We start from the raw sequence: 24,148 nt of genomic DNA, 5'->3' as shown, positions 1-24,148 counted from the left end.
CGAGCGAGGTCGTCCGTCGAGGCACGTGGGGCGTGCCCCGGCCGTTAGGCTGGGACGTCGTACCACCCCCTGACTCAGCCACCGATGCGAGGGACAGACCCACACCGTGTTCGCCACACTCTCCGACCGCCTTGCCGACACCTTCAAGAACCTGCGCGGCAAGGGTCGGCTCTCCGAGGCCGACATCGACGCCACCGCACGCGAGATCCGGATCGCGCTTCTCGAGGCCGACGTCGCGCTGCCGGTCGTCAAGGAGTTCGTCGCCGCGGTGAAGGAGCGGGCTCGCTCGGAGGAGGTCAGCGGCGCGCTCAACCCCGCGCAGCAGATCATCAAGATCGTCCACGAGGAGCTCGTCGCGATCCTCGGCGGCGAGACCCGCCGCCTGCGCTACGCCAAGTCCGGACCCACGGTCATCCTGCTCGCCGGTCTCCAGGGAGCCGGCAAGACGACCCTCGCGGCCAAGCTCGCGCTGTGGCTGAAGGAGCAGGACAAGACCCCGATGCTCGTCGCCGCCGACCTGCAGCGGCCCAACGCGGTCCAGCAGCTCCAGGTCAACGGCGAGCGGGTCGGCGTACCCGTCTTCGCCCCCGAGCCGGGCAACGCCCAGGGTGTCGAGCACGGCGGCGACCCCGTCGAGGTTGCCCGCGCCTCGATCGAGGAGGCCAAGCGTCGCCTCCACGACGTCGTCATCATCGACACCGCCGGTCGCCTCGGCGTCGACGAGACCCTCATGCGGCAGGCCGCCGACATCCGCGACGCCGTGCAGCCCGACGAGGTGCTCTTCGTCGTCGACGCGATGATCGGCCAGGACGCGGTGACCACCGCGCAGGCCTTCCTCGACGGCGTCGGCTACGACGGCGTGGTGCTGACCAAGCTCGACGGCGACGCCCGCGGTGGGGCAGCGCTGTCGATCCGCTCGATCACCGGCAAGCCGGTCATGTTCGCCTCCAGCGGCGAGAAGATGACCGACTTCGACCTGTTCCACCCCGACCGGATGGCCTCGCGCATCCTCGACATGGGCGACATGCTCACCCTGATCGAGCAGGCCGAGAAGGCGTTCGACTCCGAGCAGGCCATGAAGGCCGCGGAGAAGCTCGGCACCAAGGGCGGCTTCACGCTGGAGGACTTCCTGCAGCAGATGATGCAGATCCGCAAGCTGGGCTCGATGACCAAGATCATGGGGATGCTGCCCGGGATGGGTCAGTTCCGCGACCAGCTGGAGAACTTCGACGAGCGCGAGATCGACCGCATCCAGGCGATCATCCAGTCGATGACCCCCGCCGAGCGGGAGAACCCCAAGATCATCGACGGCTCCCGCCGCGCCCGCATCGCCAAGGGATCGGGTCGCCAGGTCTCCGACGTCAACCAGCTCGTCGACCGCTTCTTCGAGGCGCGCAAGATGATGGAGCAGATGGCACGCGGCGGCGGCGTGCCCGGGATGCCGGGGATGCCGGGGATGCCGGGGCTCGGCGGCGGCAAGCGCGCCGGCGCGCGCCAGCCCGCCCAGAAGGGCAAGAAGGGCAAGCGCGTCTCGGGCAATCCCGCCAAGGCCGCCCAGCAGAAGGCCGCCCGGCAGGCGGCGGGCGGCGCCAGGGCCGGCAGCGCGTTCGGCAACGCCGAGGGCGCCGAGCTCGACTACGAGAAGGCCGCCGAGCAGCTCAACCTCCCCAAGGACTTCTCCCAGTTCCTCAAGTGAGCGGTGTGCCCACCACCCTCGTCGTCGACGGAGCCAACGTCGTCGGCTCGGTGCCGGACGGCTGGTGGCGCGACCGCGCCGGCGCCGCGCGGCGGCTGCACGAGCGGCTGCTGGTCGCGGACACTCCCTACGACCAGATCGTGCTGGTGCTCGAGGGGCAGGCCAAGGGCGGTGTCCGCGCCGGCCGGGACGCGCACGTCACCACGGTGCACGCCGCCCGCGACGGTGACGCGGAGATCCGCGAGCAGGCCCGCCGGGCCGCGGCCCTCGGCGCGCGGGTGGTCGTGGTCACCGCCGACCGGGCGCTGGCCGCCAACGTGGCCCCTGCCCAGGTCCTGAGCCCGTCCTGGCTGCTCGACCGGCTCTGAGGGCGCGTCAGTCGCCGGAGCTGACCATCGCGACCGCCAGGGTCACCGCCCCGACCACCTCGGCGCGCTCGCCGAGCTCGCCCGGGACGACGCGGAGAGCCCCGGCGGTCGCCGGTTGCGCATAGCGGTCCACTGCCAGGCGTACGCCGTCGAGCACGGACCCCGCGCTGCGCAGCGGCCCGCCGATCACGACCATCGAGGGGTTGAGGTGGTTGCTGAGGTCGGCCAGCGCGCGACCGATCGTCGCGCCCGCGTCGGAGAGCGCCCGCCGTACGCCAGCGTCGCCGCGGCGCTCCAGCTCGAGCACGCGGGCGATGCTCAGCTGCTCGTCGTGGGCCGGCTGCAGCGCGCGCAGCAGCGACCTGGCCGAGACCCGCGTCTCGAGGCAGCCGCGGTTGCCGCAGCGGCACACCTCGCCGTCCTCGCCGATGCGCACGTGCCCGAGCTCGCCGGCCATCCCGGTCGCACCCCGGTGCACCCGACCGCCCAGGACGAGACCTGAGCCGACCCCGCTCGCCAGCTTGACGTAGACGACGTCGTGGTGGCCCCGCGCCGCCCCGTGCCGCACCTCCGCCAGGGCGCCGAGGTTGGCGTCGTTGTCGACGATGACCGGTGCCCCGATCCGTCTCTCCAGCTCGGCCGCCGGGCTCAACCCGTGCCAGCCCGGCAGGATCCCCGTGCTCACCGTGCCGGTCCCGCGGTCGAGAGGGGCGGGCACGCACATCCCGGCGCCGTGCACCTGAGCCGGATCGAGCCCCGCCTCACCCAGCACCTCGCGGATCATCGCGGCGGCGACGTCGAGGGTGGGCGTGCCGGCCGCGTCGACGTCCAGCCCGCGCACGTCCTCGGCCAGGACCTCGCCGGTCGGCCCGGCAGCCGCGACGCGGACGTGGCCGTGCCCGATGTCGACACCCACCACGCCGCCCGGGGGAGTGGCCAGCTCCACCAGCAGGGGCGGTCGTCCGGAGCCACCCTTGTGCGGGCGACCGGTCCTGGTCTCGCGCAGCTGACCGGCGGCCAGCATCTCGTTGACCAGGCTGGACACCGTGGTCGCCGAGAGCCCGGTCGACCGGGCCAGCTCCGCGCGGCTGAGCGGTCCCTGGCTGCCGAGGTGGGCCAGGATCAGGCGCCGGTTGGACCGACGGAGGTCCTCCAGAGAGCCGCCGCGGCTGCGCGAGCGGGGCGGCGTCGGCATGGCGGGCTCTCTTCCTGCGGGCAGCGGACGACGTTCGCTCGTCGCCGCACCGTTCGGCGGTGACGGCACGATAACTCGTCCCGGGCCCGGGCCGCGCCGGGTCGGGCCGAGCCACGGTCGCGCCGGCCTTGCTCGGTCCCGGTCTCGCTAGGGTCGCCGCATGAGTGCCCAGCGCTTCCGCGGACCGGTCCTGCCCGACGGCGAGGCCCGCGACCTCTACGTCGTCGACGGTCGCATCACCTTCGAGCCGCAGCCCGGGGCCGACACCGTGGCCGAGGGCTGGATCGTCCCCGGGCTGGTCGACGCCCACTGCCACCTCGGGCTCGACGACTTCGGCGCCACCGACGACGCCGCGACCGAGCAGCAGGCGATCGACGACCGTGACGGCGGGGCGCTGCTGATCCGGGACGCCGGGTCGGCCGCGGACACGCGCTGGATCCACGACCGTGACGACCTGCCGCGGCTGATCCGGTGCGGGCGCCACATCGCGGCGACCAGGCGCTACATCCGCGGCTACGCCCACGAGGTGGAGCCGGCGGACCTGGCGACGTACGCCGCGCAGGAGGCGCGCAACGGCGACGGCTGGATCAAGCTCGTCGGTGACTGGATCTCGCGCGTGGAGGGCGACCTGGCGCCGTCGTTCCCGGCGCAGGCGTTCGCCGACGCGATCGCCGCCGCCCACGCCGAGGGCGCCAAGGTCACCGCGCACTGCTTCGGCTCCGGCGTGCTGCCCGGCCTGATCGAGGCGGGCATCGACTGCATCGAGCACGGCACCGGGCTCACCGAGGACCTGATCGACGCCATGGTGGCGCGGGGCACGCGCCTGGTGCCCACGGTGATGCAGCTCGACAAGTTCCCCCAGCACGCGGCGGCCGGGGCGGAGAAGTTCCCCGCCTACGCCGCCACGATGACCGACCTCTACGCCGCGATGCCCGCCACCATCATGGCGGCGTACGAGGCGGGGGTGCCGATCTACGCGGGCTCCGACGGCGGCGGCATCAGCCGCCACGGCAACATCGCCGGCGAGATCGAGGCGCTCGTGCGGATCGGGATGCCCGCCCACGACGCGCTCGGCGCGGCCAGCTGGCGCGCACGCGAGTGGCTCGGCGTCGACGGCCTCACCGAAGGAGCCTCGGCCGACTTCGTCGTCTACGACCGCGACCCGGTCGAGGACCTCTCGGTGCTGCGCACGCCGACGTGCATCGTGCTCCGAGGCGTCACCCGACGTCGATGACCTCGACGCCCGGCCCGGGCTCGTAGACGACCAGCGCGCAGTTGCGCCTCACCAGCTCCTCGCCGACCTCCTCGCCGGTGGTCCGGTCCGTGACGCGCCGCCAGATCTGGTTGCGCCGGAAGACCTGCCCGTCGCGGCGCAGGAACTGCTCGTCGCGCGCCTCCACGCGGTAGGAGTGCCGCGGGCGCGCGTCGGCGCGCAGCTGGCCGTGCAGGTAGCGCTCGCCCACCCACGCCCGCAGCTGGAAGGCGTGCTCGGTGTCGTTGCGGATCACCAGGTCGACGTAGTTGTAGACGATCGAGCACCCCACTCCCCACGGCAGCACCCGGCCGCGGTCGGGGAAGGGGTCGAAGGAGTGCTCGGAGCGCTCCACGACGCTCAGGGCGGAGTGCAGCACCATCCAGTGGACGAGGTTGGCCAGCTGGCAGATGCCGCCGCCGACGCCGGCCTCGGCCGTCCCGTTGGACGGCCGCATCCCGTCGACGTAGCCCTTGCGCCGGGTGCAGTTGCCGACCACCCGGTTGAAGGAGAAGGTCTCGCCCGGCGCCAGCACCAGACCATCCAGGCGCGAGACCGCCAGCCGGAGGTTGGTGACCTTGTTGTTGTGCAGGTGCATCCGGTCGGGATCCAGCTCGCGCAGGAGCAGGGAGCCGTGCTGTTTCACGCGGACGGGCAGGTCGGCGGGCTCGCGGCGCTTGGCCCACACGACCCGGCCCGACCAGGCGTCGCGGACCCACCGCGTACGCCGTCGCGTGCGGTGCACGGCCGTGGCCACGGGCAGCAGCCACGGGTGGCGCTGGGTGAGGCGCGGGGGAGCGGTGAGGCGAGCAGGGAGCTCCAGCGGGTCGACGTCGAGGGCGGTCACACGTGGGGACGCGCCAAGGCGGTGATCGGTTGCCCCCCGACAAACGGTTTGGAACGCCCGTGGCGGCTCGACGAGGATCACCGCATGAGCTCCGTCGCCGACCTGTTCCCGCCGCTGGGCCTCACCATCGAGGCGGGACCGCTGGTGCTGCGCGGCATCTCCGACGACGTCCTCGCCGAGCTGTGCGACCTGGCCGTGGGAGGCATCCACGACCCGGCGGTGATGCCCTTCTCCGTCCCGTGGACCGACGCGCCGCCCGAGCAGCTCGCGCGCAACACCGCGGCCTACCATTGGCGGGCGCGTGCGGAGTTCCGTCCCGACGCGTGGGGGCTGCACCTTGCGGTGTTCCACGACGGCCAGCTGGTCGGCACGCAGGCGTTCGAGACCTCGGACTACCTCGTGACCCGCACCGGCGAGACCGGGTCGTGGCTGGGCAGGCAGTTCCATGGGCGCGGCATCGGCACCGCGATGCGCCAGGTCGTGTGCGCGTTCGCCTTCGACCACCTGGGCGCGGCCGCGGTCACCTCCGGGGCCTTCCTCGACAACCCGGCCTCGCTCGCGGTGTCGCGCAAGCTGGGCTACCGGCCCAACGGGATCCGCCGCCTCAAGCGCCGCGAGGGCGAGCTGGCCCTCAACCAGGCGTTGCTCCTCGAGCCGCAGGACCTCGTGCGGGGGCCGCACCCGCTCCGCGTGTCGGGGCTCGCGGCGCTGCGTGAGGCCATCGGCCTCGACGCCGCCTGAGCACCGCCGCATGCGCTCCGTCGGCGGAGCCCTGGCCGGATTGGTGGTGCGCGGCGTACGTCTGGCAGACTCTTCCCTCGTGTCCTGCGCGCCCGGACCCTCTCATCCGAGCGCGCAGCGCCCTTCGAGCGACCAGACCCGGTGCCCCACCTGGCGAGGGTCGTTCACCCACGACAATTCCTGAGGAGACACCACAAACGTGGCCGTCAAGATTCGTTTGAAGCGCCTGGGCAAGATCCGGGTGCCGCAGTACCGCATCGTCGTCGTCGACTCGCGCAAGAAGCGCGACGGCAGGGTCCTCGAGGAGATCGGCAAGTACCACCCCAAGGAGGACCCGTCGTACATCGACGTCGTCTCCGACCGGGCGCAGTACTGGCTCGGCGTGGGCGCCCAGCCCACGGAGGCCGTCGAGGCGATCCTCAAGGTGACCGGTGACTGGCAGAAGTTCAAGGGCCTCCCGGGCGCCGAGGGCACCCTGCGGGTGAAGGAGCCCAAGCGCTCCAAGCTCGACATCTTCAACGAGGCCCTCAAGGAGGTCTCGAGCGAGTCCCGCGGCGCCGCGGTGACCTCGAAGAAGAAGGCCGACAAGCCGGCTGCCGACGAGGCCGCTCCCGCGGCGACCCAGGTCCCCGCCGCCGAGACGCCCGAGGGCGCCGCCGACGCCAACGCCGACCTGGAGAACGTCACCGCCGAGGAGGCCGGCAAGAACACCTCCGGCGTCGACGCGGACAAGCAGGCCTGATCGTGCTGGCCGACGCCCTGGAGCACCTGGTGCGTGGCATCGTCGACCACCCCGACGACGTCGTGGTCCGCGACAAGCAGCTGCGTCGGGGCTCGATCCTCGAGGTCCGCGTCCACCCGGACGACCTCGGCAAGGTGATCGGCCGCAACGGTCGCACCGCCACCGCGTTCCGCACCGTCATCTCGGCCCTCGCGGGTCGCGGCGGTGCCCGGGTCGACTTCGTGGACACCGACCGGAGACGGTAGACGCCGGCAGCGGCCGGTGTCCGCGAAGCGTCCGTGCAGCGTGGACACCGACCGGCGACGGTAGACGTCGGCAGCAGCCGGTGTCCGCGAAGCGTCCGTGCAGCGTGGACACCGACCGGCGACGGTAGACGCCGCACGTGCCTGACGACGGGCGCCACCCCCACTGGGGTGGCGCCCGTCGTGCCGTGTCGGGGCGCGGGGCGCTGGCCGCAGCCGGGGCGCTAGCCTCAGCCGCGTGAGCGACGTGCAACCCGACGGCATCGAGGTCGTGGTCGGCCGCATCGGCAAGCCCCACGGCATCCGCGGCGAGGTGACCCTCGACGTCCGCACCGACGAGCCCGACCGGCGCTTCGCACCCGGCACGACGCTGCGCGCCGAGGCTCCCGCCGGGGCCAACCGGCGCCCCGCCACGCTCACCGTCGCCCGGGCCCGATGGCACCAGAGCACCCTGCTCGTCACCTTCGAGGAGCTCGCCGACCGCAACGCCGCCGAGGCGGTCCGCGGCACCGTCCTGCATGCCACCATCGCGCACGACGAGACGCCCGAGGACCCGGAGGAGTACTACGACCACCAGCTCGTCGGGCTGGACGTGGTCGACCTCGACGGCGCGCCGCTCGGCACGGTGAAGGCGGTGGTCCACGGCTCCGCCCAGGACCTGCTGACCGTGCGGACCCCGGACGGGCGCGACGCCCTCGTGCCGTTCGTGGCCGCGCTCGTCCCCGAGGTCGACCTCGACGCCGGCCGCCTCGTGGTGGCCGACCGTCCCGGCCTGGTGTCGCCCTTTCCCGACGACGGCCCCGACGCGGGAGCCACGGACGCGGAAGCCACGGACGGCGCATGAGGATCGACGTCGTCACGATCTTCCCCGACTACCTCGCGCCGCTCGGCCTGAGCCTGCCCGGCAAGGCCCGCGCGAAGGGGCTCGTCGACCTCGCCGTGCACGACCTGCGCGACTGGACGACCGATCGCCACCACTCCGTCGACGACACGCCCTACGGCGGCGGCGCGGGCATGGTGATGAAGCCCGAGCCGTGGGGCCAGGCGCTGGAGGCCGTGGCCCGCGGGGCGACCATCGTCTTCACCACGCCCAGCGGCGAGCCCTTTACCCAGCGCGTCGCCGAGGAGCTGAGCGGCCACGAGCACCTGGTGTTCGCGTGCGGACGCTACGAGGGCATCGACCAGCGGGTGGTGGAGCACGCGGCCACCCTCGGCACCGTGCGCGAGATCTCGCTCGGCGACTACGTCCTCAACGGCGGGGAGGTCGCCGCGCTGGCCATCACCGAGGCGGTGGTCCGGCTGTTGCCGGGGTTCATGGGCAACGCCGAGTCGCTGGTGGAGGAGTCCCACGCCGACGGACTGCTCGAGTACCCCGTCTACACCAAGCCCGCCTCCTGGCGGGGCCGCGACGTCCCGGACGTCCTGCTGTCGGGCGACCACGCCCGGATCGCCGCCTGGCGGCGCGAGCAGGCCGCCCGCCGCACCGCCCAGCGCCGACCGGACCTGCTGCCGGCGACGGCCGCCGTCGGGGGTCTCGCCGACCTCGACGTACGGCGCGCGGTCCCCGCCGACGCCGGCGAGCTCTACACGCTCCAGCGCGCCTGCTGGCTCCAGGAGCTGGAGGCCAACCCGGGCGTGGAGATCCCCGCGCTGCGCGAGTCGCTGGACGACGTACGCCGCGGGCTGGGGGAGTGGACCGTGATGGTCGCGCGCGAGCCGTCCTCCGGCCGCCTCGTCGGGGCGGTCCGCGGACGCCTGGACGCCCACGGCGAGTGGGACATCGGTCGGATCATGGTGGCTCCCGACCTGCAGGGTCGCGGGCTGGGCCGGGCGCTGCTCGAGCTCGTCCAGGAGCTCGCGCCGTCGGAGGCCCGCAACTACGTGCTGTTCACCGGAGCCGGGTCGAAGGACAACATCCGGATGTACCGCAAGGCCGGCTTCCGGCTGCGGTCGGACCGGACGGCACCGCCGGGAGCCGTCGTGCTGACCAAGCGGATTTCTCGCTGACGCCACGCTCTGGCAGACTCCTTCCTTGGTCCGCTCGTGGCCAGGGACGTCCGGACGGCATCTGACCAGGTGCCTCGCCCCGGGGTCCCGTCGAACCGCACCTGCCACAGGGGGCGCGTCGACCGGCACCGTCGAGCGACCGACCGGAATCCGTCACCACCATGTCCGCGGCTGACCTGTGGCACCCGCGAGGAGCACGTCATGACCAATGTTCTCGCCGAGCTCGGCAACTCCCTCAAGCGCGACGACGTCCCGGACTTCCGTGCCGGCGACACCATCAAGGTCCACGTCAAGGTCATCGAGGGCAGCCGTTCGCGCGTCCAGGTGTTCCAGGGCGTCGTGATCCGGGTCCACGGCTCGGGCATCGGCCGCACCTTCACCGTCCGCAAGGTCTCCTTCGGCGTCGGCGTCGAGCGGACCTTCCCGGTGAACTCCCCGATCTTCGAGAAGATCGAGGTCGTCACCCGCGGTGACGTGCGCCGCGCCAAGCTCTACTACCTGCGCAACCTGCGCGGCAAGGCTGCCAAGATCAAGGAGCGCCGCGAGGCGTGAGCCGGCGGGTCCCGGCCGCGAGGCACGGGTCCGACCAGCGACTGGTTAGTCTCTGCGAGTGACTTCCGACGACCGCGGTTCCTCGTCCATCTCCACGGACGAGGGACCGCGGTCGTCGCATTCGAGGGACGAGTCGGCCAGGGGCCGCACGTCCCGTCCACGGCGCAAGCAGCTGCCGCTGTGGCAGGAGACCATCCTGCTGCTGGGGGTGGCGCTGGTGCTGGCGGTCGTCATCAAGACGTTCTTCGTCCAGGCGTTCTACATCCCCTCGGAGTCGATGGAGCCCGGGCTGATCCTCAACGACCGGATCCTCATCCAGAAGGTTTCCTATTGGGGCGACGACCAGCCCGAGCGCGGCGACGTCGTGGTGTTCAAGGACCCGGGCGGGTGGCTGAGCCCGGTCGACGCGGCCGGTCCCGTGAATCCGGTGGCCAAGGCGATGGCCAAGATCGGCCTGTACCCCACCGGCGGCCACCTGGTGAAGCGGGTCATCGGCGTCGCGGGCGACACCATCGAGTGCTGCGACGACCAGGGCCGGCTCGTGGTCAACGGCCAGCCGCTGGAGGAGTCGGCCTACGTCAAGCGCGGGGGTGCCACGTGCAACGGCCCCATGCCCACCGGCTGCGACGAGGACTGGAAGGTCGGCCCGATCCCCGAGGGCCACATCTTCGTGATGGGCGACAACCGGTCGCACTCGGCCGACTCCTCCCAGCACATGTGCCCACCCGACGTGACCGAGTGCGTGCCCGGGGACGAGTTCGTCCCGGTCGACCTGGTCGTCGGCAAGGTGTTCGTGCTGCTCTGGCCCGCCGACCGCTTCCGCTGGAACGACCGTCCGGCCACGTTCGAGGACGTGCCGGCCCCGTCCTCGTGACCGTGCCGCCCGAGCCGTTGCCGGGCGGCACGACCGTACGCCGCGACGCCGGGATCTACGGCTACGAGCGCGCCCTGCGGCGGGCCGGGCTGGACCCCGTCGCGGGCGTCGACGAGGCTGGACGGGGCGCGTGCGCGGGACCGCTCGTGGCCGGTGCGGTCGTGCTGCCTCCCGGCCGGGCCGGCATCGTCCCCGGCCTGGCCGACAGCAAGCTGCTGACCGAGGCCGCGCGCGAGCGCGTCTACGCCCAGGTCGTGCGCCGGGCCCTCGCGTGGTCGGTCGTGGTGATCGAGCCCGAGGAGTGCGACCGGCTCGGGATGCACGTCGCCAACGTCGAGGCGCTGCGCCGCGCCGTCGCCCGGCTGGGCACGCGACCGTCCTACGTGCTCACCGACGGGTTCCCGGTCGACGGCCTGGGCGTGCCGGGGCTCGCGGTGTGGAAGGGGGACCGGGTCGCGGCCTGCATCGCGGCCGCCTCGGTGATCGCGAAGGTCACCCGCGACCGGCTGATGGTCGGCCTCCACGACCAGTGGCCGCACTACGACTTCCGGACGCACAAGGGCTACGTCACCGCCGAGCACGAGGCTGCGCTGACCGAGCACGGGCCCTCGCCCGTGCACCGGATGCGGTTCGTCAACGTACGCCGTGCGGCGGGCCTCGAGCCGGTGCGCGAGCCGCCCCCGGAGCCGGCGCTGGACCCGGCCACTAGTGTCGGTCCGGAGCCCTCGGGCACGACGGCTCCTGACACCGCCGAGGAGGACGCATGAGCGCCGAGGATCTCGAGAAGTACGAGACCGAGATGGAGCTCACCCTCTATCGCGAGTACCGCGACGTCGTCGGCATCTTCAAGTACGTCGTGGAGACCGACCGTCGCTTCTACCTGTGCAACCAGGTCGACGTGAAGGCCCGCTCGGAGAGCGGGGACGTGTTCTTCGAGGTGTCGATGAGCGATGCGTGGGTGTGGGACATGTACCGCCCGGCGCGATTCGCCAAGAACGTCAAGGTGCTGACGTTCAAGGACGTCAACGTCGAGGAGCTCGCCTCGCAGGACATCGACCCGCCCAAGGACTGAGCCGGCTGCGCTGAGGGGGCCGTCCTGGGCCGCTGACCGTCCACAGGCGGGCCACCGAACGGCTCGTCCACAGGACGTCGCCTTCTCGGCCGCCGACGTCGGTGTCGCACGCTGTGCTGGTGCCCTCCCGACCGGAAGGCACCCCGATGGCTCGACCCGCCACCTCTCCCTCCGTCCCCGATCCCGCGGCTCAGCGCAAGCGCCTGCTCGGCGAGCGCGGAGAGACGATCGCGGCCCGGCACCTCGCACGCAGCGGCCTGGTGCTGCTCGACCGCAACTGGCGGTGCGAGGTCGGCGAGATCGACCTGGTGCTCCGCGACGGGCGCGTGCTCGTGGTCTGCGAGGTCAAGACCCGCAGCTCGACGGCCTACGGCTCGCCGTTGGAGGCGGTCACCGCGGCGAAGGTCGACCGGCTCCGGCGCCTCGCGGCGCGGTGGCTGCGTGCCCACGACTGCCGTCCCGACGACGTCCGGATCGACATGGTGGGCGTGCTGGCCCCGCCGGGTCGCCCGGTCGAGGTCGAGCACGTGGCAGGCATCGGCTGATGGCGTTCGCGACCGCGCGCTCCCTGGCGTTGACGGGAGCGGACGGGCACGTCATCGACGTCCAGGTCGACGTGTCGCCCGGCATGGTCGGGACCACGCTGATCGGCCGGGTCGACAAGAGCCTGTCCGAGGCCCGCGACCGGGTGCGGATGGCGATCAACAACGACTGCGGCCGGTGGCCGGCCACCAAGCGGGTGACGATCCTGCTGGCGCCGGCCGACCTGCCCAAGGGCGGGACGCACTACGACCTGGCCATCGCCCTCGCGGTGCTGGCGGCCGACAAAGCCCACAGCGACATCACCGCCGACCTGCTGGAGGGCTGGGCCTTCGTCGGCGAGCTGTCGGTCTCCGGCGCCCTGCGACCGGTCCCGGGCGTGCTGCCCATGGTCATCGCCGCAGCAGCTCACGGCATCTCCCGCGTCTTCGTGCCCGAGCCACAGGCGGCCGAGGCCGGGCTGGTGCCCGGGATGACGGTCTTCGGGGTGCGCTCCCTGGCGCAGGTCTCGGCCGTGCTGCGCGGCGCGGAGGTGCCCGAGGCGCCGCCGGTCGTGGGTCCCTCGGCCAGCCCGCTGGCCACGTGGCGAGGGGAGGACCGCCTCGACGACCTCGACCTGCGTGACCTCGACGGCCTGGAGGACGTGCGCTACGCCGTGGAGGTGGCGGCGGCGGGCGGCCACCCGCTGATGCTCGTCGGTCCCCGCGGCACCGGCAAGACCTCGATCGCCGAGCGGATCCCGACGATCCTGCCCGACCTCACCACCGAGCAGTCGCTGGAGGTGACCGCGCTGCACTCGGTGGCGGGCATGCTGCCCGCCGGGGCCGGGCTGCTGCGCCGGCCCCCGTGGTTCGCACCTCACCACTCGGCCACGGCCGCGAGCGTGCTGGGCGGCGGCACCGGTCGGGTGCGTCCGGGCCAGGTGAGCCTGGCCCACCACGGCGTCCTGTTCCTCGACGAGTTCCCGCACTTCCGCGCCGACGTCATCGAGGCCCTGCGGCAGCCGCTGGAGTCGGGGGAGGTGACGATCGCCCGAGGCGAGGAGTCCGCCACCTACCCCGCCCGGTCGCTGGTGGTGCTGGCCGCCAACCCGTGCCCGTGCGGCAACTTCCACGGCCAGTCGGGGGGAGCGTGCGAGTGCTCCGAGGTCCAGCGCGCCCACTATCGGCGCAAGCTGAGCGGTCCCATCCTCGACCGGGTCGACATCTGGATGGAGGTGCGCCCGCAGGGACGTCGAGGTGGATCCTTCGGTCCCGACCCGGAGTCGTCGGCCGACGTCCGCGCCCGCGTGGCCGAGGCCCGGGACCGGCAGGCGCGCCGCTACCGCGACTACTCGTGGTTGCTCAACGCCTCGTGTCCCGGTCCCGTGCTCGCCGAGCGTTGGCCGCTGCATCCGGACGCGCAGCGCCTCATCGACGCCGAGCTCGGCGCCGCGAAGCTCACTCGTCGGGGACTCACCCGGGTGCAGCGGCTGGCGTGGACGGTCGCGGACTGCGCCGGTGTCGCGCGCCCCGGCGCTGCGGAGGCCGAGATCGCCCTGGCACTGCGCTCCGACGACTCCGCACGCAGCCTCCCGGCCCACGCGGTGGCGGTGGCCGCGTCATGAGCACCGTGTCGGAGACCGACCGACTCGCCCGGGTCGTGCTGAGCTGCGGCGTCGAGCCGGGCGACCACCGCACGTCCTCGCTCGTGCGCCAGCTCGGAGCGGCCAAGGCGCTCGAGGAGCAGCTGGTCCCCAAGCCGGGCAGCCGCCTGGCCGACCGGCTCCGGGACGTCGAGCCGGAGCGCCAGCTGGAGCAGGCCGCTCGGTGCGGCATCCGCTTCGTCGTCCCGGGCGATCCCGAGTGGCCGGCGGGCCTGGACGACCTCGACCACGGCGTCGTGGTCCAGGGACTCGGCGGCACTCCTCCCGGCCTCTGGGTCAAGGGGCCGATGCCGCTGACCGGTCTCGCCACCTCGGTCGCCGTGGTCGGGTCGCGCGCCGCATCGGTCTACGGCGCGGAGACGACGCGCGGGCTCGTGGACCACCTGGCGGTGTCCGGCGTCCCCGTGGTGTCGGGTGGCGCGCTGGGGATCGACTTCGTCGCCCACGACGCGGCGCTGCTCGCCGGCGGTGCGACGGTGGCGGTGCTGGCCTGCGGCGTCGACCGGGTCTATCCCGCGGCGAACCGTCGCCTGTTGCGCCACCTCGCCGCCGAGTTCGCCGTGGTCAGCGAGCAGCCGCCCGGCTCGGCGCCCACCCGCCAGCGCTTCTTGGCCCGCAACCGGCTGATCGCCGCACTGACCCGCGGGACCGTCCTCGTCGAGGCGGCGCTGCGCAGCGGCGCGCTCAACACGGTCGGCTGGGCCGAGCACCTCTGCCGACCCGTGATGTGTGTGCCCGGCCCGGTGACGAGCTACACCTCGCAGGGCGTGCACCTGTGCCTGCGGCGGGGCGGAGCGAGCGTGGTGACCCACGGCTCGCACGTGCTCGAGGTGATCGGCGCGGCCGGCGAGCACCTGGTCGAGGAGCCGCGCGGACCGGAGCGCCCGCACGACCAGCTGAGCGGGGTGGAGCGCCAGGTGCTGGAGTGGGTGCCGGTCAGCACGCCGGCGGGTGTCGACTCCATCGCCCGACTGAGCTCGCTCCACGTCCGCGACGCGGTGGGCGCACTCGGGCGGCTGCAGGGCAGGGGACTCGTCCGCGAGGTCGACGGCGGGTGGCGACTCGCGGGTGCCGGATGAGGCCGCTCCCCGCGCCTACGATCGCGGGGTGAGTGACGAGACACCGCCGCAGGAGCCGAGGCCGCAGGAGCCGGGACTGCCGGAGCCGATGGTCCGCCTGCTCGGCGACTACGAGCGCCACCTCGTCTCCGAGCGCGACCTGACGCCGCACACGGTGCGTGCCTATCTCGGCGACGTCTCCAGCCTGCTCGACCACTGTGTCCGGCTCGGCCTCGACGACGTCGCCGAGCTCGACCTCCGCACGCTGCGCAGCTGGCTGGCCAAGCTGCAGACCACAGGTCGCAGCCGGACGACCATCGCCCGCCGGGCGACCGCCGCGCGGGTGTTCACGGCCTGGCTCCACCGCACCGGCCGCGTGTCCGCAGACCCGGGCGCGGCGCTCGGGTCGCCCAAGAAGCACACGACGCTGCCTCCCGTGCTGCGCGCCGACGAGGCCGAGGCGCTGATCCGCTCAGCCGCCGAGCTCGCGGACGACGGGACGCCTGTCGGCATCCGCGACGTGGCGATGCTGGAGCTGCTCTACGCCACCGGCATCCGAGTGGGCGAGCTGGTCGGACTCGACCTCGACGACGTCGACCCCGGACGCCGGCTCGTGCGGGTGTTCGGCAAGGGCCGCAAGGAGCGTTCGGTCCCCTACGGCACTCCGGCCGGTCGCGCCCTGGACCGCTGGCTCGCTGCCGGCCGGCCGGCGCTGCGGGTCGAGGGGGCCGGCGCCGCCCTGTTCCTCGGGGCGCGCGGGCGCCGCATCGACCAGCGCGCCGTCCGCACCTTGGTGCACCGCCGGATCGCCGACGTGCCGGGCGCACCGGACATCGGACCCCACGGCCTGCGGCACACGGCGGCCACCCACCTGCTCGAGGGCGGCGCGGACCTGCGATCGGTGCAGGAGCTGCTCGGCCATGCCTCGCTCGCCACGACGCAGCTCTACACCCACGTGACGACCGACCGGCTGCGTCGGGCCTACCAGCAGGCACACCCGCGAGCGTGAGCTCCACAGCGACCAGGAGCGCGACCGGCGGGGACGTCAGACGCGGCGAGCTCGTGCGGACGGAGCCCGCTCAGACCAGGTCGACGGGTCGCCGCCAGTGCTCGAGCGGGGGAGTCCACGGCAGCCGGGCGAGGACCGGCTCGTCGCGCCACAGCGGCAGGAGCCGGACGGGACCGGAGCCGACGAGCGAGAGCGGATCGAGGTACTCCTCGCCGCGCAGCAGCCCCCAGTGCAGGCAGGCGGCGGGGAAGCAGTGGCCGTCGGTGACCACGAGGCGCCCCAGCACGTCGCCCGCAGCCACCACCCGCCCCCGCTCGACCGAGGCGACCACCGGCTCGTACGTCGTGCGCCGGCCGCCGTGCAGCACCGTCACGACGGGCTTGCCGCCGATGGAGCCGGCGAAGCCGACGGTCCCGGGGAGCGCGGCGCGCACGGCCTGGCCGGGCGCGCCGGCGAGGTCGACGCCGCGGTGGCCCGAGGCGTACGGGTTCGCTGGCGGCTCGAACCCGCGGACGACCGCGGGCTCCGGGTCGAGGGGCCACACCCCCTCCGGATCGTCGGGGCCGGCGAGCGCGGGGGCGGCGCTGAGGCAGAGCAGGGCGGACAGGAGCAGCGGGAGCACGGGCGGGAGTCGCATCCCGCGATCGTGACCGTGTCGCGCCGTGCGGTCGCCGCACTGCGGCCGCGGTTGTGGACGACCACCGGACCGCGTGGGTCGGGGACGGTCGCTGGCCCGCAATCGAGCCGCTTCCAGGTGCTCCGGCCCTCGTCTCCTGCGATTCGGTGCTCGCCGAGTGCGTGGCCTACGATGTGCGGAGCAGTCCACCTGGACTGACTTCGCACGCTCGCAGACCGCGTCGGAATGCTTCTCGGTTCCGGATCGCCCGCGGGCGTCGGTCCTCAGTTCCCACCAGCCCCACCGGTGCGGATCGGATCGGCGCGTGAGCGTCAGGGCACCCGGCACCCGTCGGGCGCAGCAACTGAAAACCAGCAGGAGCCCCGCTCCCGGTCCGGCCTGCCTCAAGGTCGGGCGCATCGGTGAGCGCCTCCGCGACAACAGGAGAACCCATGGCAGTCGTCACCATGCGCCAGCTGCTCGAGAGCGGCGTCCACTTCGGTCACCAGACCCGTCGGTGGAACCCCAAGATGAAGCGCTTCATCATGACTGAGCGCAACGGCATCTACATCATCGACCTGCAGCAGTCGCTGTCCTACATCGACCGCTCCTTCGCCTTCGTCAAGGAGACCGTCGCCCGCGGCGGCGTCGTGATGTTCGTCGGCACCAAGAAGCAGGCCCAGGAGGCGATCGCCGAGCAGGCGACCCGCGTCGGCATGCCCTACGTCAACCAGCGCTGGCTCGGCGGCATGCTCACCAACTTCCAGACCGTGCACCAGCGGATCAACCGCCTCAAGGAGCTCGACGAGATCGACTTCGACAACGTCGCCGGCTCCGGTCGCACCAAGAAGGAGCTCCTGCAGATGAAGCGGGAGCGCGACAAGCTCGACAAGACCCTCGGCGGCATCCGCGAGATGTCGAAGGTCCCGTCCGCGGTGTGGATCGTCGACACCAACAAGGAGCACCTCGCCGTCGAGGAGGCCCGCAAGCTGCGGATCCCGATCATCGGCATCCTGGACTCCAACTGCGACCCCGACGTGGTCGACTTCCCGATCCCGGGCAACGACGACGCCATCCGCGCGGTCGGCCTGCTGACCCGCGTGGTCGCCGACGCCGTCGCCGAGGGCCTCATCGCCCGCTCGGGCGCCAAGTCCGGCGAGACCGACGCCGCCGCCGCCGAGCCGCTGGCCGAGTGGGAGCGCGAGCTCCTCGAGGGTGACGCCGAGAAGGCCGCCACGGCCGCCACGGGCGACGCCGCCGCCGAGACCCCGGCCTCCGAGGCCACCGGCGCGTCGTCGGAGGCCCCGCAGGCCGACGCCGCCGCTGAGGCCGCGACCGACGAGCCGGCCGCCGAGGCCGCGACCGAGGCTCCCGCCGACGCCGCGCCCGAGGCCGCTGCCGAGGCCGACAAGAAGGACTGATCGCGGTACGCCGGTCGCAGGTCACTCCTGCGGCCGGCGCGTCCGTGCCGTCGCACCCACCCCCCGGCTCGCCGCCTGACCGGCGCGTCCGGGCCCCGAGAGGAAGAAGGACCATGGCCAACTTCACCGCCGCCGACGTCAAGAAGCTCCGTGAGCTCACCCAGGCCGGGATGATGGACTGCAAGAAGGCGCTCACCGAGACCGACGGCGACTTCGACAAGGCCGTCGAGCTGCTCCGCGTCAAGGGTGCCGCCAAGGCCGCCGCCCGCGGCGCCGAGCGCGAGACCGCCGCCGGCCTCGTCGCCACCTCCGGCAACGCCCTCGTCGAGCTCAAGAGCGAGACCGACTTCGTCGCCAAGAACGAGGACTTCATCGCCAAGGCGCAGCAGATCGCCGACGTCGCCGACGCCGTCAAGGCCACCGACACCGAGGCCCTGAAGGCCGCCGAGCTCGACGGCAAGACCGTCGGGGAGGTCGTCGAGGACCTGGCCATCACCATCGGTGAGAAGATCGAGCTGGGCGAGGTCGCCTACTTCGAGGGCAACACCGTCACCTACATGCACAAGCGTGCCGCCGACCTGCCCCCCGCCGTGGGCGTGCTCGTCGAGTTCGAGGGCGACGAGACCGCCGCCCGCGCCGCGGCCATGCAGATCGCCGCCATGAAGGCGCAGTACCTCACCCGCGACGAGGTGCCGGCCGACGTCGTCGAGTCCGAGCGCTCCATCGCCGAGCAGAAGACCCGCGAGGAGGGCAAGCCCGAGCAGGCGATCGCCAAGATCGTCGAGGGTCGCCTGGGCGGGTTCTTCAAGGAGATCGTCCTGCTCGAGCAGGAGTCGGTCACCGAGTCCAAGAAGAGCGTCAAGGCCGTCCTCGACGAGGCCGGCACGACCGTGAAGCGGTTCGCCCGCTTCGAGGTCGGCGCCTGAGCGCCCGCACCACCCGCTGACCGAGGGGTCGTACGCCGCTGGCGTACGGCCCCTCGTCGCGTCCGCAGCCGGCAGTCGGCCCCGGCCCCACCGCCCGGTCCACGGGCAGGGCGGTCGTGGACGGTCCGGGTTCGACCCCGGACCCGGCGGGCCGGTAGGTTTCGCCTGACCCACCAGGCCGTGCGAAGGGATCGAAGTGACGGCGTACAACCGAGTCCTCCTCAAGCTCTCCGGCGAAGTGTTCGGCGGTGGTGAGGTGGGGCTCGATCTCGACGTCATCAACGCCACGGCCGGCGAGGTCGCCGAGGTCGCCCGCTCCGGGGTGCAGATCGCGATCGTGGTCGGCGGCGGCAACTTCTTCCGCGGCGCGGAGCTCCAGCAGCGAGGCATGGAGCGCGCGCGGGCCGACTACATGGGCATGCTCGGCACGGTCATGAACTGCCTGGCGCTGCAGGACATGATCGAGAAGCACGGCGTCGAGACGCGCGTGCAGACCGCGATCACCATGGGTCAGGTCGCCGAGCCCTACATCCCGCGTCGCGCCATCCGCCACATGGAGAAGGGCCGGGTCGTGATCTTCGGCGCCGGTGCCGGCATGCCGTTCTTCTCCACCGACACGGTCGCCGCCCAGCGGGCCCTGGAGACCCGCTGCGAGGTCATCCTCATGGGCAAGCAGGGAGTGGACGGGGTCTACGACTCCGACCCCAAGACCAACCCGGCCGCCGTGAAGTTCGACCGCCTCACCTACGACGAGTACCTCGCGCGGGACCTCAAGGTCGCCGACGCCACCGGCATCGCCATGGCGCGCGACAACAGCATGGACATGGTCTTCTTCAACCTCTCGACGCCGGGCACGATCGTGCGCGCCGTACGGGGTGAGAAGATTGGCACGCTGGTGACCGGCTCGGACTGACCCGGCCGCCCACCCGCACCCCGACGTACGACGAGAGAGAGCAACCGTGATCACCGACGTCATGAACGATGCCGACGCCAAGATGGGCAAGTCCGTCGAGGCGACCCGCGAGGAGTTCGCCGCGATCCGAGCCGGTCGCGCCAACCCGGCGATGTTCGCCAAGATCACGGCTGACTACTACGGCACCCAGACCCCGCTGCAGCAGCTGGCGAGCTTCACCTCCCAGGACGCGCGCACCATCCTCATCCAGCCCTTCGACATCGGCGCGATGGGCAGCATCGAGCGGGCGATCCGCGACTCCGACCTGGGCGTCAACCCCGCCAACGACGGCAAGGTGCTGCGCTGCGTCTTCCCCGAGCTGACCGAGGAGCGCCGCAAGGAGTTCATCAAGCTCGCCCGCGCCAAGGCCGAGGACGGCCGCGTGTCGGTGCGCAACGTGCGCCGCACGGCCAAGCAGGCCCTCGAGAAGCTGGAGAAGGACGGCGAGGTCGGCAAGGACGACGTCACCGGAGCCGAGAAGCGCCTCGACGCCGTGACCAAGACGCACACCGACAAGATCGACGAGATGCTCAAGCACAAGGAAGCCGAGCTGCTCGAGGTCTGAGCCCACCCATGACGAGTCCTGAGAGTCCGGCGGCCGCGGCAGCGCCCCGGGACCACGGCCGCGCCGGGCGCGACCTGCCCGCTGCCGTGGGCTCCGCCGTCGTGCTCGTCGGCGCCATCTTGCTGTCGCTGTTCTTCTGGAAGACGGCGTTCATGGGCATCGTCGCGGTCGCCGTCGTGGTGGCCGTGTGGGAGCTGCACCGTGGCCTCGCGGCCAAGGACATCGACCTGCCCGAGCAGCCGCTGATGCTCGGCGGCGTCGTGATGGTCGTCGTCGCCTACTTCTGGGGTGCACCGGCGCTCGTCACGGCGACGGCCGTCACCGCCCTCGTCGTGATGCTGTGGCTGCTGCGCCGCGGCGTCGACGGCTACGTCAAGAACGCCACCGCCTCGGTCTTCACCCTGGTCTACGTCCCGTTCCTCGCCTCCTTCGTCGCGCTGCTGCTCGCCGAGGGCGGGACCACCCCGTCGTTCGGGCTCGACCTGCACGACGACGGGGTGCGGGGCGTCATCACCTTCATCGCGATGACCGTCGCCTCCGACACCGGCGGCTACGTCGCGGGCGTGCTGTTCGGCAAGCACCCGATGGCGCCGGTGATCTCGCCGAAGAAGTCCTGGGAGGGCTTCGCCGGCTCGGCGCTCGCCTGCGTCGCGGTCGGCGTGTGGCTGGTGACGTCGTTCCTGGACGGCGAGTGGTGGGTCGGGGTCCTCCTCGGCGTCATCACCGCTGTCATGGCCACCCTCGGCGACCTGTGCGAGTCGGTCATGAAGCGCGACCTCGGCATCAAGGACATGAGCCGGGTCATCCCGGGTCACGGTGGCCTGATGGACCGGCTCGACTCGCTGCTGGCCACGGTCGCGCCGATCTGGCTGGTCCTGTTCTACCTCGTGTTCTGATGCGGCTGCTCGTCACCGGCGGCCGCACGGGCTACCTCGGGCGGTACGTCGTCGCGGCCGCCACTCCCGAGCACGACGTGGTCGCCGTGGGGTCGGCCGACGCCGACCTGCGCGACCGGGCCGCCGTGGACGCCATGGTCCAGCGGCACGCGCCGGAGGTGGTCGTCCACACCGCCTACGTCCAGTCCGACTGGGCCGTCACGGCCACCGGCACGGCTCACGTCGCCCTGGCGGCGGCCCGCGCCGGAGCGCGGCTCGTGCTCGTGTCGTCCGACGTCGTCTTCGGCGGCCGCGCGAGGCCGTACGACGAGTCCGCGGCGCCCGACCCGGTCTCGCCCTACGGCGCGGCGAAGGCTGCCGCGGAGACGGTGGCGCTGTCCGTGCTCGAGGACGTGGTGGTGGCGCGCACCTCGGTCATCTGCGGGGACGGCGCCTCGCCGCACGAGGCGCTCGTACGCCGACTCGCCGGGGGCGCCGAGGGAGGGCTGTTCTCCGACGAGGTCCGCTGCCCCGTCCACGTCGCGGACCTGGCCGCCGCACTCGTCGAGCTGGCCGGCGGCCACCATCGCGGCATCGTGCACCTCGGCGGCGCCGATGCACTGAGCCGCTGGGAGCTGGGGCGCCTGGTCGCCCGGCGCGAGGGGCTCGACGAGGCGCGGCTGCGCCCGTCCCTGCGTGCCGAGCTGCCGGTGCCCGGACCCCTCGAGCTCCGACTGGACTCGTCCCTCGCCGAACGCACGCTCGTGACGAGGCTCCGCGGCGCCACGGAGTTCCTGGCGTCATGACCCTCTACCTCGTCAGGCACGGCCGACCCCTCGTGGAGCGGGGCACACCGGCCGCCGGCTGGGAGCTCGACCCGGCGGCCTTCGACGCGGTGTGGATGCTCCGCGAGCGGCTGCCGGCGCAGGCAGCCTGGTTCTCCTCCCCGGAGCCCAAGGCGGTGCAGACCGCACAGCTGCTCACCGACGCCGAGGTCGGCGTCCTCGACGACCTGCGCGAGCACGAGCGCACCGCGGAATGCGTCGAGGACTTCGCCGGCGCCGTCCGGCGCGCCTTCGAGAATCCGGACGCACCGGCGGTGCAGGGCTGGGAGCCGCTGCGCCGGTGCCGCGAGCGGGTGGTCTCCGCCGTGCGTGGGGTGCTCGACGTGCACGGCGGCGACGACGTGGTCCTCGTCGGCCACGGCACCGCGTGGACGCTCGTCGTGGCCGAGCTGACCGGGGCGGCGCCGGACGTCGGCCGGTGGGAGTCGCTGGGCATGCCCGACGTGCTCGTCGTGGAGCCGTGACCCGGACGTCCGCGACTCTGTGCCTGCCTCAGCGTGCCGGGCGACGCCCGGCCGGTACCAGAGCCTAGGGTGGTCGCGTGGAGACCGAAGGGACGCAGGAGGCCGGCGCCGCGCAGGATCGGCACTTCGAGTGGTGGCACCACAGTCACCCGACGTTCGCGGGGATCACCGGGTTCTTCGCCGGCATGCTGTTCGTCACGGCGGTGCCCGGGGCGTTCGCCGGCATCCTGCGGCTGCTGTTCACCTACGACACCGCCGAGCAGCTGTTCCCGTTCGTCCTCCTCGCGCTCGTCCTCCCGATCGCGCTGCTCGTCAAGCGCAAGACCCGCCGCTTCGCGCAGTTCATGTTCGTCGGGATGATCGTCACCGCCCTCGTCGTCCTCGGCGTGGCGTCGCTGGTCCTCTACTTCATGGTCGGGGCCTGACCTCGCTGCCGAGGCGCGAAATCGTCCCGGCGCCCACCGGGGTGGGACAATCGGTGCGATGTCCGAGCCCACCCAGCAGTCGATCACCACCCTGCCCCTCGTCCTGAGCGAGCCACGCGGGCGCAAGAAGCCGCCGCGGCACCTCGCCGACCTCGACGAGCCCGGGCGCAAGGCGCTCCTCGAGGACATGGGCCTGCCGGGCTTCCGCGCCAAGCAGCTCTCGACGCACTACTTCTCTCGCCTCGTCGACGATCCCGCCGAGATGACCGACCTCCCCGCGGGCCAGCGCGACGACCTTGTCGGCGCGCTGCTGCCCGACCTGATGACACCGCTGCGCACCATGGAGGCCGACCAGGGCACCACCCGCAAGACGCTGTGGAAGCTCTTCGACGGGGCGCTGGTCGAGTCGGTCCTGATGCGCTACCCCGACCGCGCCACCGTGTGCGTCTCCAGCCAGGCCGGGTGCGGCATGGCGTGCCCGTTCTGCGCGACCGGTCAGGGCGGCCTGCAGCGCAACATGTCCACCGCGGAGATCGTCGAGCAGGTGGTGGCCGCGGCCCGGTCGCTCGCGCGCGGCGAGGTCCCGGGCGGTCCGGGCCGCGTCTCCAACGTCGTGTTCATGGGGATGGGCGAGCCGCTGGCCAACTACAAGGCCGTCGTGGGCGCCGTGCGCCGCCTCACCGACCCGTCGCCGGCGGGCCTGGGCATGAGCGCCCGCGGGGTCACCGTGTCGACCGTCGGCCTCGTGCCGCGGATCAACCAGCTCGCCGACGAGGGCATCCCGGTCACGCTCGCGCTGAGCCTGCACGCACCCGACGACGAGCTGCGCAACGAGCTGGTCCCGATCAACACCCGGTTCTCGGTCGCCGAGACCGTCGAGGCCGCCTGGAACTACGCGGCCCGGACCAAGCGTCGCGTCTCCATCGAGTACGCCATGATGCGCGGCATCAACGACCAGGCCGAGCGCGCGGACCTGCTCGGCGACGTGCTCAACGCGTACGGCGACTGGGGCTGGGTGCACGTCAACCTGATCCCGCTCAACCCGATCGAGGGGTCGAAGTGGACGGCCTCGGACCCCGCCGACGAGCGGGAGTTCGTCCGCCGGCTCGAGGCCAAGGGCATCCCGACGACCGTGCGCGACACCCGCGGGCGCGAGATCGACGGCGCCTGCGGGCAGCTCGCCGCCAAGGAGTAGCCGGCACGACGGCGCCGGAGCGTC

At 72.7% G+C, this 24,148-nt stretch carries 28 protein-coding genes; 25 read left to right on the top strand and 3 right to left on the bottom strand.

Going from position 1 to position 24,148, the window contains the following annotated elements; translation table 11 throughout:
• Positions 1–106 precede the first annotated feature (106 nt).
• Together ffh and J3P41_RS02375 are read left to right on the top strand one after the other, a co-directional pair.
• Positions 107–1,696 carry a signal recognition particle protein gene (gene ffh, locus J3P41_RS02380; RefSeq protein WP_210648649.1) on the top strand — a complete coding sequence of 530 codons (1,590 nt, stop codon included), beginning with the start codon at positions 107–109 and terminating at the stop codon, positions 1,694–1,696.
• A 5-nt stretch (positions 1,697–1,701) separates the two neighbouring features.
• Positions 1,702–2,064 carry a hypothetical protein gene (locus tag J3P41_RS02375; RefSeq protein WP_210648648.1) on the top strand — a complete coding sequence of 121 codons (363 nt, stop codon included), beginning with the start codon at positions 1,702–1,704 and terminating at the stop codon, positions 2,062–2,064.
• 7 nt (positions 2,065–2,071) lie between these two features.
• Here J3P41_RS02375 and J3P41_RS02370 read toward each other — a convergent pair whose 3' ends face one another.
• On the bottom strand, positions 2,072–3,259 hold the full coding sequence (locus tag J3P41_RS02370; protein WP_210648647.1) for an ROK family transcriptional regulator: 1,188 nt from the start codon (positions 3,257–3,259) through the stop codon (positions 2,072–2,074).
• A 160-nt stretch (positions 3,260–3,419) separates the two neighbouring features.
• On the opposite strand from J3P41_RS02370, the gene J3P41_RS02365 reads away from it, so the two are divergent.
• Positions 3,420–4,493, top strand: coding sequence for an amidohydrolase family protein (locus J3P41_RS02365; protein ID WP_210648646.1), 1,074 nt, complete (start codon positions 3,420–3,422; stop codon positions 4,491–4,493).
• Here J3P41_RS02365 and J3P41_RS02360 read toward each other — a convergent pair.
• Positions 4,477–5,358: a VanW family protein gene (locus tag J3P41_RS02360; RefSeq protein WP_307861789.1), complete on the bottom strand. Its 882-nt coding sequence runs from the start codon at positions 5,356–5,358 to the stop codon at positions 4,477–4,479. The two genes, J3P41_RS02365 and J3P41_RS02360, sit on opposite strands and share 17 nt — an antisense overlap.
• A gap of 84 nt (positions 5,359–5,442) precedes the next feature.
• Between J3P41_RS02360 and J3P41_RS02355 the strand changes: the two genes are divergently transcribed.
• The 13 genes from J3P41_RS02355 (at position 5,443) to J3P41_RS02295 (ending at position 15,840) form a co-directional block, all read left to right on the top strand.
• Positions 5,443–6,099 carry a GNAT family N-acetyltransferase gene (locus tag J3P41_RS02355; RefSeq protein WP_210648645.1) on the top strand — a complete coding sequence of 219 codons (657 nt, stop codon included), beginning with the start codon at positions 5,443–5,445 and terminating at the stop codon, positions 6,097–6,099.
• A gap of 199 nt (positions 6,100–6,298) precedes the next feature.
• Complete coding sequence (gene rpsP / locus J3P41_RS02350) at positions 6,299–6,841, top strand: 30S ribosomal protein S16 (RefSeq protein WP_210648644.1); 543 nt, start codon at positions 6,299–6,301, stop codon at positions 6,839–6,841.
• Between the two features lie 2 nt (positions 6,842–6,843).
• Positions 6,844–7,086: an RNA-binding protein gene (locus tag J3P41_RS02345; RefSeq protein ID WP_210648643.1), complete on the top strand. Its 243-nt coding sequence runs from the start codon at positions 6,844–6,846 to the stop codon at positions 7,084–7,086.
• Positions 7,087–7,321: 235 nt separating this feature from the next.
• Positions 7,322–7,927, top strand: a complete 606-nt coding sequence (rimM, locus tag J3P41_RS02340) for a ribosome maturation factor RimM (protein ID WP_307861788.1) — start codon at positions 7,322–7,324, stop codon at positions 7,925–7,927.
• The gene (trmD, locus tag J3P41_RS02335) at positions 7,924–9,090 is read left to right on the top strand and encodes a tRNA (guanosine(37)-N1)-methyltransferase TrmD (RefSeq protein ID WP_210648642.1); all 1,167 of its coding nucleotides are present in this window, start codon (positions 7,924–7,926) and stop codon (positions 9,088–9,090) included. The genes rimM and trmD overlap by 4 nt, the downstream gene beginning before the upstream one ends.
• A gap of 201 nt (positions 9,091–9,291) precedes the next feature.
• Positions 9,292–9,642, top strand: a complete 351-nt coding sequence (rplS, locus tag J3P41_RS02330) for a 50S ribosomal protein L19 (RefSeq protein WP_210648641.1) — start codon at positions 9,292–9,294, stop codon at positions 9,640–9,642.
• A 58-nt stretch (positions 9,643–9,700) separates the two neighbouring features.
• On the top strand, positions 9,701–10,516 hold the full coding sequence (gene lepB, locus J3P41_RS02325; protein WP_210648640.1) for a signal peptidase I: 816 nt from the start codon (positions 9,701–9,703) through the stop codon (positions 10,514–10,516).
• A complete protein-coding gene (locus J3P41_RS02320) occupies positions 10,513–11,283 on the top strand; it encodes a ribonuclease HII (protein WP_374192859.1) in 771 nt (256 codons plus the stop codon). Before lepB ends, J3P41_RS02320 begins: the two co-directional genes overlap by 4 nt.
• On the top strand, positions 11,280–11,588 hold the full coding sequence (locus J3P41_RS02315) for a DUF2469 domain-containing protein (protein ID WP_210648639.1): 309 nt from the start codon (positions 11,280–11,282) through the stop codon (positions 11,586–11,588). Before J3P41_RS02320 ends, J3P41_RS02315 begins: the two co-directional genes overlap by 4 nt.
• 146 nt (positions 11,589–11,734) lie before the next feature.
• Positions 11,735–12,133, top strand: a complete 399-nt coding sequence (locus J3P41_RS02310; protein ID WP_210648638.1) for a YraN family protein — start codon at positions 11,735–11,737, stop codon at positions 12,131–12,133.
• Entirely contained in the window at positions 12,133–13,734 is a 1,602-nt protein-coding gene (locus tag J3P41_RS02305; RefSeq protein ID WP_210648637.1) for a YifB family Mg chelatase-like AAA ATPase, read from the top strand. The genes J3P41_RS02310 and J3P41_RS02305 overlap by 1 nt, the downstream gene beginning before the upstream one ends.
• Positions 13,731–14,852: a DNA-processing protein DprA gene (dprA, locus tag J3P41_RS02300; RefSeq protein WP_210648636.1), complete on the top strand. Its 1,122-nt coding sequence runs from the start codon at positions 13,731–13,733 to the stop codon at positions 14,850–14,852. The genes J3P41_RS02305 and dprA overlap by 4 nt, the downstream gene beginning before the upstream one ends.
• An 88-nt stretch (positions 14,853–14,940) precedes the next feature.
• Positions 14,941–15,840, top strand: a complete 900-nt coding sequence (locus J3P41_RS02295; protein ID WP_210649695.1) for a tyrosine recombinase XerC — start codon at positions 14,941–14,943, stop codon at positions 15,838–15,840.
• Between the two features lie 70 nt (positions 15,841–15,910).
• On the opposite strand, the gene J3P41_RS02290 is transcribed toward J3P41_RS02295, so the two are convergent.
• Positions 15,911–16,477 (bottom strand): M23 family metallopeptidase, encoded by a 567-nt coding sequence (locus J3P41_RS02290; RefSeq protein ID WP_210648635.1) that lies wholly within the window; start codon positions 16,475–16,477, stop codon positions 15,911–15,913.
• A 431-nt stretch (positions 16,478–16,908) separates the two neighbouring features.
• Between J3P41_RS02290 and rpsB the strand changes: the two genes are divergently transcribed.
• The 9 genes from rpsB to rlmN all read left to right on the top strand — a co-directional run bounded on the left by rpsB (position 16,909) and on the right by rlmN (position 24,124).
• Positions 16,909–17,877 (top strand): 30S ribosomal protein S2, encoded by a 969-nt coding sequence (gene rpsB, locus J3P41_RS02285; protein WP_210648634.1) that lies wholly within the window; start codon positions 16,909–16,911, stop codon positions 17,875–17,877.
• 113 nt (positions 17,878–17,990) lie between these two features.
• Positions 17,991–18,803, top strand: coding sequence for a translation elongation factor Ts (gene tsf, locus J3P41_RS02280; protein ID WP_210648633.1), 813 nt, complete (start codon positions 17,991–17,993; stop codon positions 18,801–18,803).
• Positions 18,804–18,999: 196 nt separating this feature from the next.
• Positions 19,000–19,716, top strand: a complete 717-nt coding sequence (gene pyrH / locus J3P41_RS02275; protein WP_210648632.1) for a UMP kinase — start codon at positions 19,000–19,002, stop codon at positions 19,714–19,716.
• Positions 19,717–19,765: 49 nt separating this feature from the next.
• On the top strand, positions 19,766–20,320 hold the full coding sequence (gene frr / locus J3P41_RS02270) for a ribosome recycling factor (protein WP_210649694.1): 555 nt from the start codon (positions 19,766–19,768) through the stop codon (positions 20,318–20,320).
• An 8-nt stretch (positions 20,321–20,328) separates the two neighbouring features.
• The gene (locus tag J3P41_RS02265; protein WP_210648631.1) at positions 20,329–21,216 is read left to right on the top strand and encodes a phosphatidate cytidylyltransferase; all 888 of its coding nucleotides are present in this window, start codon (positions 20,329–20,331) and stop codon (positions 21,214–21,216) included.
• A complete protein-coding gene (locus J3P41_RS02260; RefSeq protein WP_210648630.1) occupies positions 21,216–22,001 on the top strand; it encodes a sugar nucleotide-binding protein in 786 nt (261 codons plus the stop codon). The genes J3P41_RS02265 and J3P41_RS02260 overlap by 1 nt, the downstream gene beginning before the upstream one ends.
• Positions 21,998–22,504 carry a histidine phosphatase family protein gene (locus J3P41_RS02255; RefSeq protein ID WP_210648629.1) on the top strand — a complete coding sequence of 169 codons (507 nt, stop codon included), beginning with the start codon at positions 21,998–22,000 and terminating at the stop codon, positions 22,502–22,504. Before J3P41_RS02260 ends, J3P41_RS02255 begins: the two co-directional genes overlap by 4 nt.
• A 77-nt stretch (positions 22,505–22,581) precedes the next feature.
• Positions 22,582–22,929, top strand: a complete 348-nt coding sequence (locus tag J3P41_RS02250) for a hypothetical protein (protein WP_210648628.1) — start codon at positions 22,582–22,584, stop codon at positions 22,927–22,929.
• Between the two features lie 58 nt (positions 22,930–22,987).
• The gene (gene rlmN, locus J3P41_RS02245; protein ID WP_210648627.1) at positions 22,988–24,124 is read left to right on the top strand and encodes a 23S rRNA (adenine(2503)-C(2))-methyltransferase RlmN; all 1,137 of its coding nucleotides are present in this window, start codon (positions 22,988–22,990) and stop codon (positions 24,122–24,124) included.
• Positions 24,125–24,148: the final 24 nt, after the last annotated feature.

This window comes from Nocardioides sp. SYSU D00065, from assembly GCF_017916425.1.
In the GTDB taxonomy this organism is placed as follows: Bacteria; Actinomycetota; Actinomycetes; order Propionibacteriales; family Nocardioidaceae; genus Nocardioides.
Note: the sequence above shows the minus strand (reverse complement) of the source record. Positions and strands in the feature narration are given on the sequence as shown.